Source organism: Hassallia byssoidea VB512170, assembly GCF_000817785.2.
GTDB classification, from domain to species: domain Bacteria; phylum Cyanobacteriota; class Cyanobacteriia; order Cyanobacteriales; family Nostocaceae; genus Hassallia; species Hassallia carrinoi.
Map to the genome: position 1 here is coordinate 1 of NZ_JTCM02000152.1, position 12612 is coordinate 12612.

Here is a 12612-nt window from a genome sequence, read left to right on the forward strand (position 1 = left end):
GAGCCAGTGCGTTGCGGAGGCAGCGCGGTCATGTTCGTTACCCCCATGAGCGACTGCCGTCGGGTTTCCCGCGTTGAAGCATCTGGCGTGGACAAGGAAGAATTTATCCGATTCCCAATGCCCATTGCGATAGGGCCCATTGCCCAATGACGGCAGATGCTCCACGCAGGTCCGACACCAAGACCGCACAGCCAAACCTATGCCCAATTACCAATTACCTTTTTCCCCATTACCCCTAAATATTTCTAATGCTTTGGTTTCAAATTCTGTAATTACCACAGGTTCGTTTTCATACCAAATACGTATTTCTTTCAATGCTTCTTCAGTGTTATCTGAAGAATGAATCAAGTTATCTACTAAAAAAGTAGCTTTTTTCAGCGCCAGCCTTCTCAAATGATGTTTTTTGGTTTTGCAAAGGTTAGCTGAACCAATTACTTGTGTTTTCAGAAATTCTCCAAAATAACTGTAGTTGCTATTATTCGCAATCTCATATTTATCTGTATAATATTCTAGTATAAAAAATTGCACTGCTTTTTGGGACAAGTAGTTGATGATAAATGGATACCAAAGTGAATATTGAGAAGATTTGTAATGTTTTGATATTTTTTCTTTATCTACAATAATAGAATATCTTATATGTTTAATATCGCCATATTTTGATAGCTTATTTTTAATCAAATTACTTAACTCTATATCATTGGCAGCGGCTGGTTTTAACATTATGAAAACAAATGCATTCAGTTGTTGTGACATAGTGTTAACTCTAAAAACAGCAAGCAAATTACTTATTTGTTCAGTTTGACATGATTTAACTTTGGATTGCTACAAACAACTGTTGATAATAATTTGTAATATGGATGCGGATGAACTGAAGCGGCGTTATGTCGCAGGGGAAAGAGACTTTACGGGAGCGGATTTAAGCGGAGTTAAGCTGATTAAAGCCAATTTACCCGGAGTCAATTTATGGGCTGCAAACTTGAGTGCAGCTAACTTAGCTAAAGCAAAATTATGGGGAGCGAACTTTGAGGGAGCTAACTTAGCCAGAGCCAACTTGACTGGAGCTAACCTCAGCGGAGCGAATTTAAGTCAAGCTAATCTGCGGGGAGCCAAACTAAATAATGTCAAGCTGTATGGAGCTAATTTCACTGGTGCTTTTTATGATGAAAGTACCCGATTTGCTAGAGGTTTTGACCCTATCAGTCAAAATATGCGCTTAATTTGATTTTGTTTAACTGAGCATATCTCGATTGTGGAGTTTTTAGCAAGACGACTTAAATTTGCATTAATTCTTCGGGATTCACTGTTAATTACTTTTAATAGTGTAATATGATATTTGATAATTGACTACTAAACGTTAGGTAGGTTTTGGTTGCCAGACAATTCTCTCTCGCCAAAAGAAGTCTCTTCTAGTGGACGATCGCGCGTTCTTGATGAGGCTGAACAGCTATTTCGCAAGCGCGGCTACAATGCTGTGACAATGCGGGATATAGCTGTTGAGGTGGGAATTCGTCAGGCATCGTTATACTATCATTTCAAGAGCAAGGAGCAACTTTTTGTGGCAGTTACCGAGCGTGTATTTGAGCGTCACCGCACCGGTTTACAGCAAGCGATAAATTATGCAGAAACCAACTTGCGATCGCAACTTCAAGCAGCTGCTGGGTGGTTTCTCTCTCAGCCTCCCGTCCATTTTTTGAGCATGGCACATACAGATATGCCTTTATTAGGTGAAGAAAATATGAAATTGCTGTCGATTTGCTATGCCCAGTCTATTTTTGAGCCGCTGGGACAGATTTTTGCCCAAGCGCAAGAGCGAAAAGAAATTCGCAATACTCGTACTCAACTACTAGCTGGGTTCTTTTTATCTGTTATGGAAAGCATTCCCTATGTGACTACTCAACCGGGTACTGCACCCACAGAAGTTATCGTAAATGAAATGATTTCCGTTTTGTTGGATGGACTCAAGTTGTAAATAAAAACAGATTAAGGGATAAATTCTACCACTGATAACCAAAATAATTTTTTTGCCTATTTACCTATCTAATGATAGGTAGTTAAATAAATCCGAAGGAAATGTTGGAACTATAGCGATCGCCTTTGCCGTCTACGTATAAACTCTGGGAAATAGCGTAGGGTTATTATACCAGTTATGTGGGTAATATTTGCGATTGCAATTGCGATCGGCGAATTAAGCTGGTTTTAATCAAATTACTGCGTAAACTTGTAATGTTTTACTATAGGAGTCAATAAAGATGCAACGTACTTTGAAAACCCTTTTACTTCTAACCGCTGTCATAAACTTGACAGCTTTACAACAAGCAAAAGCAGTGTCAAACAGTAGCCTGACTGTGACGATTAACGGGTTGAAAAGCCAGCGCGGGCAAGTTTGCTTGAGTTTGTTTTCGGGTGGACGAGGATTTCCTAGCAGTAGCGATCGCGCTGTGGCTGCACGTTGTGTCAAAGTAGAAAACACACTGCTGACAGTTAAATTTGACAACTTAAAAGCCGGAAATTATGCGATCGCCGCTTTTCATGATGCCAACGGTGACGGTACTCTCAATCAAAATCCGTTGGGTATTCCCACAGAAGAGTTTGGCTTTTCTCAAAACCCGAAAATTCTCACAGGTGCGCCAAAGTTTGCCGATTCTGCGTTTCTAGTCGCAGGTCCAGAGACTAACATTCAAATTAAGTTGCTGAACTTTTTCGGCTAAAGTAAACGCTACAGCAAAAATTTGTCGTTATTCGAGGTGAATGATAAGTAAGTCGGCGGAAAAATTTATAAGTACATAGAGCAATTACAGTTAAATTTAAAACCTCATGTGATTTACTTTACTTTTTGCAGCACGATCTCATCATTCTTCGTATAAATAGTAGTGGAGGTTATCGTATACTTAATGACACTGCCACAACTATGTCATAAGTTTATGGACGAGCTAAACCTCCACCTGCAATCGTTCATTCAAGAGGCTTGCAGTCACATACCAGCCAGCCCACAGCGTCGTAAAGCCCTAAATTGTCTGCTCCGATCCGTTCTGAAATCGGGGTGTCTTTGGACACCAGCAGCCGGGGATATTTATGAAGAGGCTCTATACAAAACCATGTTGAATTTAACCAAAACACTCTGTGACAAATACGATCCAAGTCGAGGATCATTCATGACTTGGTTTAACACCTGTCTTCGCAATCAGTACAAAGATGAAATTCGCGCTGTTGAACGCGATCGCTCTCATAGACAATCTGTATGGCAAAGTGATGAGGTCGAACTCGATCCCTTAGATCGAGTTGCTTCTGGTATAGATGCTACTTTGCTGCTTAACACTTGGGAATCATTTGTCCAATGGATTAAAGACGATCCTGATAATCTTCTTAAGGCTTGCCATATCGAAAATAATCCAAAAGCTAACTGTCAATTGCTTGCTTACTTGAGACTCGTCATCGGCAAAGAATGGCAGGAAATTGCTGAAGAAGTTGGCTCATCACGCGGTGCAGTTACGTCTCATTGGTCAAGAAAATGTCAACCTTTGCTGCGAGAATGGTTAGACAAAAATCAGAGGCTTTTTGGAGAAGATAATTATGAGCGATAAGCTAAATGTCTTACGGGAACTGGCAATTCCCTTCCCAGTGACTGTATCGTTTCGCAGACAAGCCAGAGCCTACGCATCGCAGTACTTCACTCAAGATGCCCAACAAAGAGTTTATTTCAATACCCTAGCTGTACTCATTGCCGATGCGTATTTTCGTATGCTCGGTTTCGAGACTAATCTTGCCAAACCAGAAAGATGGAATGCAGCTTATCGTCTGTGGGACGAAGCAAACGAGCTAGAACTGCCTGGATTGGGCTATTTGGAATGTTGCGTAATTGCTACAGGACAAGAGTCTGTTATTTTACCACCGGCAAGTTTGAGCAATGCCTGCGGCAACCCCTTCGGTGTACGCATCGGCTATTTATTTGTAGAAATCGCTAGTTCTGAAAAATCAGCGACACTGATTGGTTTTCTGCCTGCTTTTCATCCCGAAACTACAGATGCAGAAGTGGCGATGTCTACTTTACAGTCTATGGATGACCTCATCGATTACTTGACGCTGACGCAAGAATTCGCCGAAAAAAAACTTACTTACTTAAGAAACTGGTTGAATAACGTTTATGAGGCAGACTGGGAACCCTCAATGCGGGATTTAAAGAGTGCTACCTGTAAGAAAAATTTCCAACTGGCAGGGCAAGTATTTGAAATGCAACTTTCTGTTTCTCAAAACAACGACGAATTGATTTTTGTCAGAGTTAATGTCAAAAGTGAAAGTGGTTCTTTACCTAGAGGAATGCAGGTTAGTGTACCAGACGAATCTGATATTTATACCGAAACAGTGAATGAGGCAGCTAATCTCATTTCTATTCCTCTGGAATTATCTTCAGGTGAGGAGTTCTGGGTAGAGTTACGGATAGGAGAAATTTTCATTAGAGAATATTTCATCGCCTGAAAATAAGTTGCAATGGCTTTTAAAATCTCCTTTAAAATTGGCGGACGAGTACAACTTAACCATTCTGAAGTTCTGCCTGTCACCCTTGCTGTCTGCGATCAACAAGGGCAAATAGAAGAACTCGTTTCGTTTCTTTCTCCTCTACCAAAACCTCTCGAAGATAAGTTTAAACAATGGCAGTATTATATTGGTCTTCAAGGTAATCGTAAGGTTGCCAAAAATCAAAACAATCTGATTTCAGGTGTAGTCAATCTCACAGAACTTGCGAATTCCTTGAAAGCCGAATTAAACAAATGGTTAGGTAGCGATGGCTGGATTGATGAGAATGGACAACCCGATCCGCGTGTCAGTCGGGTTTTGGAAAGATTCAGGGAGAAAATTACACAAAAAGATGAAGTCCAGATTATTGTGCAGACAGAAGACCGACAACTGCGGGGACTTCCTTGGCAAGAGTGGGATACCTTGGCAGGCTATACTCGCAAAGGTGTAGAAGTTGCCATCAGTGCGACAAATTTCAAGCGACTGACTCAAAAGCAAACACCACAACTGAAAGCAACTGCACGCATACTTGTAGTGTTTGGTGACGAAAAGCTTGGTTTTGCAGAAGAAGAAGATTTTATCAAAAGTCTGAGACAGCATGGTGGAGAACCCCATATCCTCAGACAACCTACACGTAAAGAATTAGAACAAAAGTTAAAAGACTCTCAAGGCTGGCACATTTTCTTTTTTGCCGGACATAGTGAAAGCGATCGCGACGGACGGATTGGACGCATTCAAATTAACCCAGCCGATGGTGAACAAGGAATTATCGAAATCACGGAACTGAAAGATTTACTTGAAGGTGCAATCGAGAAAAAGTTGCAACTGGCAATCTTTAATTCTTGTGATGGTTTAGGACTGGCAAACCAGCTAACTGAGCTATCTCTGCCCTACTGTATTGTCATGCGGGAAATGGTTGAATCTTCTGTTGCCAGAGAATTATTAAAGCATTTTCTCGCAGCTTTTGTCAAAGATCGCTCTTTATTTGCATCAATGAATGCAGCAAGGCAGCAGTTACAACAGAAATTTGAACCCGGTAAAAGTTGGCTTCCTGTGATTGTTGCCAATCCTTTGGCGAAAGAACTGACATGGAATCGTTTGTTTTCGGAGAGGAGGTTATCTTGGCAGTGGGAGATGCTACTGGGTATGGTTGCGATCGCTCTCTTGGTTAGCCTACCCTTTAGTATATTTACCGAGTTCCAGGGTGCGAAAACCTTAACACTTTACGCAAAACTTTACCCTCACCTGATAGTGTATCCTTCCCTATTTCTCTGGATGCCTCTGTTTGCGGCTTACAGAGCGCATTGCATGATTCGGGTCAAAACACGCCCGTTTGTAATTATGACACTCGTAACTGTGTTTTTCACATTGGGGGGGCTGTTCTTTGAGCTTACAGGCGATCGCATCATGTTCATGGAGTTCAAATCCGATGCAACAACAACAATTTCCGCACAGCAACTTCCGGAACTCTACTCGGAGTGGAAAACTTCCACAGCAGATATTCAGAACATTCCCCAAGAAATTTTGAACACACGTCAAGCTTTCGATATGGAAGGGAATTTGACACTGAAAAAATCAGAGATAGAGCCAGCCATCAAACATCTTTACAAAGACAATAATGCAGGATTGCAAGGGCTTTTGCGGATTGCTACCGCCTATGAAGTTTGGCGAAATACTCAAGCCTTTTCCATCAGTCGCTGGTTTTATGCCTTCACCTTTATTGCCATTATTAGTTGTGGTGTTCAGATTCTGGCACTTGTGGCAACAATTTTGTTTACACCAGATGCCATATTTAACAAGAATAAATACTTGACATATGTCATCATCTGTGAATTAGGTATTCTGTTGTGGTTGCCTTTTCAAGGTTATAGTATAGAGCATACCAAAAGCCTGTTATTTTCACCTGCGTTTAAAGGTACTTTAGCTGGACTTAATATTCTTCTTTACGCAATTGTTCCTATCATATTTTCAGCAACTGTTAGCAGCATCTACAGAAGCGCCACCAAAAAATATCAGCCTATTTTATTGTCATTCTTATTAGGTAGTTTAAGCTTGACGGTTCTAGGTAGCTGGTTTGGCGCTTCTGTGATTGATATCCTATTTGGAATCAGAAGTACCAATCCCCTAACTCCTTGGCTTGCAAGTAGCCTTTTCTTTGCTGCTTTATTTTTCTTTTTGTTTGTGCGGTTGATTGATCATGGGGTTGGAGACGAGTGAAGATGAAAGGTAAGTTAATCAGTAAAGAACAGCAAAAAGTCATGCTGATTGTAGGAGTGGGATATATTTTGCCTGTTCTACTGATTTATCTGGAATTAGTTCCTTTCTCGTGGCGGTTTTATGTCCTGATTTTGGCTGCTGTTGCTATTTTAGCGATCGCTCGACTGTACCGATTTTCTGCTTTAGAACTGGGATTTACGAAACAACACCTGGGAAGTTCTCTCAAAGCGATCGCTCTACCAACGTTAGCTTCTGCTTTGCTGATGTTCATTTACTATATTATCCAAGGTTCACGTATTGATAACTCTGCATACAAATGGACTTTCTACCTTTTCTTTGTTGGTGTGTCTTCTCCTGTACAAGAGTTTTTATATCGCGGCTTTTTATTCGGGATTTTTTCTAGAGCGAAGTTAGCAATTTGGGTACAGATTTTACTCTCGACGTTACTCTACAGTTTTGTTCATCTCATCTATCGAGATGTACCCACGTTGCTATTCACATTTATCATTGGTATGTTTTGGGGCTGTCACTACGCCAAGTATCGTAATTTACATAGTATTATTATCAGTCACTCGCTACTTGGTGCGATCGCTATCCTGGTTGGTCTGGTATAATCAATCTCAAGCAAAATTTTTTAAGTATTGTGCAGCACAGGGTGGCTTTAGTAGATATACAGTTTGATAGTGGTGCGATCGCTATTTTAGTTGGTCTGGTGTAAAACTCAAGAAAAATTTCTTTAGTCTTTTGCAGCACGGGGTGACTCTCGTACGTATATAGATTGAGCAGGAGTGCGATCGCTATTTTAGTTGGTCTGGTGTAAAACTCAAGAAAAATTTCTTTAGTCTTTTGCAGCACAGGGTGACTCTCGTACGTATATAGATTGAGCAGGAGTGCGATCGCTATTTTAGTGGGTCTGGTATAAAGCTCAAGCAGAATTTTTTGAGTGTTGTGCAGCACAGGGTGACTCTAGTACGTATATAGATTGTGAGGGATACGAAATTGCAAAGGTAAGTCAGAATGTCTGCTGCTGCTCCCGCTTCCATTCTGCAATTCTATCTACAACCATCGATTATCCCAGTTACCAAAAGCTACCACTATAAGGAATACAGTCCTATGAAATTCATTGTTGCGTTATCAAGTCTGGCTTTATTTTCACTCTCTAGCGTTTCTCCATGTTTAGCTGCCAATCAATCGGTCAGTCCCTCGACAGATCAATCCTTGTCGAGTCAATCTTTACCCAGTGCAACAAAAACAATCCAGGTGGCTAACTCCTTCGGCTCTGTCACCCAAGTAATCAATACAATAGACGGCTTAACACAGATAGGCAATAGAGAAACAACGCAAGAAAACTTTGCCAAGCAAAGACGGCAACGTGTAAATATGTATCAGCAACGAAAACAACAAAGTGCGGCGGCAGCAGCAGCTAGACGTGAACAAGAACGAAGGTACTTTGAAAGTCTTACTCCAGAACAACAAAAGCAATATATTGCTCAGAGAAGGGCTAGACAGGAACAACAAGCCAGACAGATGTTACTAATGCTTGGGATATTTGGGGCAGCAATGCAATACGGAAACTCCGGCGCAGCACCAACTTCCAATGTTAACCAAGATAGATGGATCGTAGAAGATCGCTATAACAGACCATCAGCACCTCAGCCTGCTCCTCCACCTGCCCCATCAATTAATCCTTGCTTTTACGGCAATGGTCCATGTTCCCCCTAATCGTATAAAGCTTACATAGGGGTGATACCAATAACTGTTCAACCTCACCCCCTCTGTATACGTCGGGCATTTATGCTTCGCAAGCTCACCTACAACCAACGCTCCCCACACCACCCTTTCAGGGACGGTGTGGGTATTCTGCCGAATCAGCTAATATGCTACAAGCCTTAATAGTAGAACTCTTGCAAAAATAAATTCTAAGCAGTCTGTGCTTCTGGCTATCTAATCCCTTCTATATGAGGGTTTAACTCTTCGTCCAGTAATTGTCATAGAAGTGTGGGCGATCGCTATTCTATTCAGATTTGTACAAATAAGCGCAAAAATTTTGCGTCTTTTGCAGCACAGGATAACTTTATTACGTTCATATATCAGGTCGCTGAAGACATTAACGCACGTTAACACATCATTGAATCTGGAAACTAAATTCATTAATAACACTAATCAAGCTATGAACTTCAAAAAACTTGCACATCGGTTTGCTCTTCTTCTTGTTCCAGTTGCTATTTCCTCAACAGTGCTTTTGCCAGTTCGTGCGAATGCACAAAAAAAGGTTCTAGATGATCTAGTTTTATTCCAAATTTCCAGTAGCGTTTGCAAAAATTACGTGACGATTAAACCAAAAAATGAGGCTTGTAACCTGTTAACAGTTAGCGGGATGTTCACTTTAAATAGCTCTAAACTTGATCCTACTGGGGTGGATATAAAAAATAACTCCCAGCGTGAAGCCTATTTCAAAAAAGCGGCAGATGTGTTGAGTAAAGATAAATCCTTTATGGATTTTCTGAGGGATGCTTCTAGTCATTTGACTAGAGAGGAGGCTAGAGATATTTTACAGAATATTACTATTGCTTATTGGGTGCTAAAAAATAAAGGAATCTAGAATTATTATAATTTAGTTCGTAGAAAAAATTAATTTTTGCTTTTAGAACTAAAGTATTTACTACTAACCTTCCTCTTTGTAAATCTTGTAATGGCTGTCAAAATTACTTTTGCTCATCAACTAGGAACTACCCTTACTTGCAAAATCAAATGCTGAAATTTATGCCTAAGCTTGTTCATAGGTTAGCAAATCTTTCCTTCGTAGGTGGTGCGATCGCACTGTTACTTGTTCCAACCACCTCTTCCTATGCTACCAGCCTTAATAGTATTTTCTTCATTACCAAGAGTGACAACGGTAATCAGGTGCATTATGGTGTGCAGACTAATGCAGACTGCTCTCTGAAAACTCCTAAACCTGTGTACCCCTACTGGAAGCTTGAAAATGGTCGGTTAGAGCGTTTGCTTAGTATTGAAGTTCCAGCTTTTGGTATTGCCAGCCAATCAGTCTCAGGTAACGAAGTAGTCATGGAAGTAAACGGCTTCAAAGCACGAGGAATTTCAAAACTGATTACGATTCGGTCTACCCGATTAAAAAGTCAAGGGTGTCAAATATCGGCTTTTACAAAAATCAACGGTGAAGCTACTCGGCTGCTCCAAGTCGATATTGACTTGACTAGAAACGGTTTATTTGGGCTTGGTGGTACTGTTCACAGCATCACATTTTACGGTGCTGGTCAAAAGCAGGAAAAGATTGTCTGTAAATCTAATTGTAGTTTCTAAGGGGGTTGAGCAATGCGAAACCCAACCTACACTTAATGCACTATTTTAGCTGTGTTAGTCCACTACAGATATTATGCAGATTTGTAAGTAATAAAATAATTTTATTCGAGTCATGGCAAGAATATCATTTCCAAAGAACCTTTTATTAAAATGTTGGATATTTTGGATTATAGTCGAATGTACATTTAAAATTTTTTATGAAATGAAATCACCTACTAAATTTCAAGAGTTAGAAGATTTTTTTCATGGATTAATATTACCTTGGTTTTCTGGGGCGATCTGGTCTGATTTTAAGTTGTTGTCATATGGAATAATTGCAGTACACATATATATTGTATTAGTTATTCTCTTTCAAAATTATAATCTGATAAAAAATGTTATAACATGGGTCTGGATAATGTTTTGGCTAGCAATGTTCACAATATGGGTTGAGCCTTGGATTACTTTATTTACTCATAAGTCACCAGAAGCCTTATTATCTATCACCTTTTTCAAAGAGATATTATTTGTTGTTGACGTAACTTTTTCTTTATTATGGCTTGGGTTAACTTACATTATTTGTCAATTACTTGACAAGGAATTTTAGAACAATATTTTTATGCTGTATTAAAGAGCGATCGCGAATATCAAGTTTATATTGTTGAGATCGTATTAAATCATCCGTGACAGGTTCAGGAAATTGCACATTTGTCAAGAGGGGGTTCATTACTTCGTTCTAATTGTGGCACATCCGCAGTTCTCAGGTTTAGTAGGCTGCGGTCTTGCTCACCAAGTGAGGAATACCCTTAAACGATCGCTCATACACAAGTTACCTAAATACACATAGTTTGGTTTTTTATGCCGGCTTACTGAGCAAATTTCCGGCTTTGCGATTTAAATCGAGTCGCGACCTCTTGTAATGCGACAATTTAACTGTTATCAAGATGTGGGGAATGATAAAGTTTTACATATGCGTATTCAAGTTGTAATTTTGATTGTCGGGATGTTGGTCAGCTGGAGTTACCAAGCGCGTGCAGAATCTGAACTGAAGAATGATACCAACTTGCCGTCAATCGTAGAAACTGACATAGAGAATATGGATGAACCACTCCCCACATTACCAAGTGTTGAGAGGGCTGAGGTTAGCGAGAAAATTGTTAAAGATATCCAAATCCGTTTTCTCAATAATAAAGATAAGTGGGTAGATGAAAAAGGTCGCCCCATAGAAGGACGGACTCAGAAAAATTTTATCATTGACAATCTGAGATTAAAGCCAGGTCAAATATTTCGTAACGATTTATTTCAAAAAGACGTAGAAAGATTAAGGAGATTAAATTCATTTGATAAAGTCAACTTTGTTTTAGAAGAATCGGACACAAGTCTTAATATCGTCTATTACATTAAAGAGAGTAAATTTCCTTCTTGGAATTTTGGCGGTGGTGATAACGGAGATGTTGGGCTTTACGGTAAGGTAGGTTATCGAGATGCAAACATCAACGGACTTAATGAACAACTAGATACTAGCGTTCAAGTCAGCGGTAAAGATGTTCAATTTGATACTTCCTTTGTCAGCCCTTATCGTCGAGGAGAACCAAGTCGCTTAGGCTACAGCTTTCGAGCTTTTCGCGAACGAGATTTATCTCGAACCTTCAACGATGAAATCAAGTTGTCAAACGGCAGCACCGCACGAGAAGGAAGATTTGGCGGTTCTGTAGCTGTTTTAAAATCTTTTGATGATTGGGATGCAGCTTTAGGTCTGAACTACACCAGAATTAGCTTGCGCGATCGCGATTATAATCTGGCACGAGTCGATAGATTGGGAAGCCCGCTTTCAGTAAGCGGTACTGGTATTGATGATTTAGTTACAGTGTCTTTTGCGATTAGCAAAGATGAACGCGATCGCCGTAGCAATCCAACTAAAGGATCGCTTCTCACTCTTAGCACCGAACAAGCTATTCCCATCGGACTCGGTAAAATTGCTAGTAATCGATTGCTGGCAAACTATATTTTATACGTCCCAGTTAGTTTCATAGGTAGTAATGGGTCAACAGAAAATACAGAAATGATCGCTTTGAATTTGCAAGCTGGAACAAATATCGGCGAATTTCCACCCGCAAACGCATTTGATTTGGGTGGATTGAATTCTGTTAGAGGTTACGGAGGTGGTAGAGTCGCAAGCGCACGTAGTTATGGTTTAGCTTCTGTAGAATATCGTTTCCCGATTTTGCGGAGAGTGGGAGGAGTTTTATTTGCAGACTTCGGTTCGGATTTTGGATCTAGCAAAACCGTGTTAGGGGAACCGGGTGTACTGCGAGGTAAACCCGGAAGTGGGTTTGGTTACGGGTTAGGATTGCGAGTCAAGTCACCGTTTGGATTGATTCGCGGTGACTTAGGAATTAGCGACCAAGGAGAAGTAAAGTTTGAAGTTACCACCGGTCAGCGGTTTTGAGTTGGGAGAGTTCTTGAGAGGGGGGGAGGGGGAGAGGGGGGGACAAGGGGAGCCAGCGCTGTGCGGAGGCGTCCTCCGTTGAGGCGTCTGGCGTGGACAAGGGGAGCCAGCGCTGTGCGGAGGCGTCCTCCGTT

General features: G+C 40.7%; 13 protein-coding genes. 12 read left to right on the plus strand and 1 reads right to left on the minus strand.

Features of this window, described 5'->3' with window-relative positions; translation table 11 throughout:
- Nucleotides 1-207 precede the first annotated feature (207 nt).
- A complete protein-coding gene (locus PI95_RS32450; protein ID WP_039737266.1) occupies nt 208-753 on the minus strand; it encodes a nucleoside-diphosphate kinase in 546 nt (181 codons plus the stop codon).
- A 100-nt stretch (nt 754-853) separates the two neighbouring features.
- Between PI95_RS32450 and PI95_RS32455 the strand changes: the two genes are divergently transcribed.
- The 12 genes from PI95_RS32455 to PI95_RS32510 all read left to right on the plus strand — a co-directional run bounded on the left by PI95_RS32455 (nt 854) and on the right by PI95_RS32510 (nt 12478).
- Complete coding sequence (locus PI95_RS32455) at nt 854-1222, plus strand: pentapeptide repeat-containing protein (RefSeq protein WP_039737265.1); 369 nt, start codon at nt 854-856, stop codon at nt 1220-1222.
- Nucleotides 1223-1369: 147 nt separating this feature from the next.
- A complete protein-coding gene (locus PI95_RS32460) occupies nt 1370-1969 on the plus strand; it encodes a TetR/AcrR family transcriptional regulator (protein ID WP_039737264.1) in 600 nt (199 codons plus the stop codon).
- Between the two features lie 280 nt (nt 1970-2249).
- On the plus strand, nt 2250-2708 hold the full coding sequence (locus tag PI95_RS32465; protein ID WP_039737263.1) for a DUF2141 domain-containing protein: 459 nt from the start codon (nt 2250-2252) through the stop codon (nt 2706-2708).
- A 444-nt stretch (nt 2709-3152) separates the two neighbouring features.
- Complete coding sequence (locus PI95_RS32470; protein ID WP_236117289.1) at nt 3153-3581, plus strand: RNA polymerase sigma factor; 429 nt, start codon at nt 3153-3155, stop codon at nt 3579-3581.
- Entirely contained in the window at nt 3571-4473 is a 903-nt protein-coding gene (locus PI95_RS32475; RefSeq protein ID WP_163519395.1) for a DUF1822 family protein, read from the plus strand. Before PI95_RS32470 ends, PI95_RS32475 begins: the two co-directional genes overlap by 11 nt.
- A 12-nt stretch (nt 4474-4485) precedes the next feature.
- Nucleotides 4486-6729, plus strand: a complete 2244-nt coding sequence (locus tag PI95_RS32480) for a CHAT domain-containing protein (protein ID WP_039737260.1) — start codon at nt 4486-4488, stop codon at nt 6727-6729.
- A gap of 2 nt (nt 6730-6731) precedes the next feature.
- Nucleotides 6732-7343, plus strand: a complete 612-nt coding sequence (locus tag PI95_RS32485; protein ID WP_039737258.1) for a CPBP family intramembrane glutamic endopeptidase — start codon at nt 6732-6734, stop codon at nt 7341-7343.
- A 499-nt stretch (nt 7344-7842) separates the two neighbouring features.
- Entirely contained in the window at nt 7843-8451 is a 609-nt protein-coding gene (locus PI95_RS32490) for a hypothetical protein (RefSeq protein WP_163519396.1), read from the plus strand.
- 448 nt (nt 8452-8899) lie between these two features.
- Complete coding sequence (locus PI95_RS32495) at nt 8900-9331, plus strand: hypothetical protein (protein WP_039737256.1); 432 nt, start codon at nt 8900-8902, stop codon at nt 9329-9331.
- 161 nt (nt 9332-9492) lie between these two features.
- Nucleotides 9493-10050: a DUF4833 domain-containing protein gene (locus PI95_RS32500; protein WP_163519397.1), complete on the plus strand. Its 558-nt coding sequence runs from the start codon at nt 9493-9495 to the stop codon at nt 10048-10050.
- A gap of 202 nt (nt 10051-10252) precedes the next feature.
- Nucleotides 10253-10636: a hypothetical protein gene (locus PI95_RS32505; RefSeq protein ID WP_201280699.1), complete on the plus strand. Its 384-nt coding sequence runs from the start codon at nt 10253-10255 to the stop codon at nt 10634-10636.
- Between the two features lie 312 nt (nt 10637-10948).
- Complete coding sequence (locus PI95_RS32510; RefSeq protein ID WP_236117290.1) at nt 10949-12478, plus strand: BamA/TamA family outer membrane protein; 1530 nt, start codon at nt 10949-10951, stop codon at nt 12476-12478.
- The last annotated feature ends 134 nt before the right edge of the window (nt 12479-12612 follow it).

Coding starts and splice junctions, on each gene's coding strand:
- PI95_RS32450 (WP_039737266.1), bottom strand. CDS start 753: ATGTCACAACAACTGAATGCATTTGTTTTCATAATGTTAAAACCAGCC.
- PI95_RS32455 (WP_039737265.1), top strand. CDS start 854: ATGGATGCGGATGAACTGAAGCGGCGTTATGTCGCAGGGGAAAGAGAC.
- PI95_RS32465 (WP_039737263.1), top strand. CDS start 2,250: ATGCAACGTACTTTGAAAACCCTTTTACTTCTAACCGCTGTCATAAAC.
- PI95_RS32470 (WP_236117289.1), top strand. CDS start 3,153: ATGACTTGGTTTAACACCTGTCTTCGCAATCAGTACAAAGATGAAATT.
- PI95_RS32475 (WP_163519395.1), top strand. CDS start 3,571: ATGAGCGATAAGCTAAATGTCTTACGGGAACTGGCAATTCCCTTCCCA.
- PI95_RS32480 (WP_039737260.1), top strand. CDS start 4,486: ATGGCTTTTAAAATCTCCTTTAAAATTGGCGGACGAGTACAACTTAAC.
- PI95_RS32485 (WP_039737258.1), top strand. CDS start 6,732: ATGAAAGGTAAGTTAATCAGTAAAGAACAGCAAAAAGTCATGCTGATT.
- PI95_RS32490 (WP_163519396.1), top strand. CDS start 7,843: ATGAAATTCATTGTTGCGTTATCAAGTCTGGCTTTATTTTCACTCTCT.
- PI95_RS32495 (WP_039737256.1), top strand. CDS start 8,900: ATGAACTTCAAAAAACTTGCACATCGGTTTGCTCTTCTTCTTGTTCCA.
- PI95_RS32500 (WP_163519397.1), top strand. CDS start 9,493: ATGCCTAAGCTTGTTCATAGGTTAGCAAATCTTTCCTTCGTAGGTGGT.
- PI95_RS32505 (WP_201280699.1), top strand. CDS start 10,253: ATGAAATCACCTACTAAATTTCAAGAGTTAGAAGATTTTTTTCATGGA.
- PI95_RS32510 (WP_236117290.1), top strand. CDS start 10,949: ATGCGACAATTTAACTGTTATCAAGATGTGGGGAATGATAAAGTTTTA.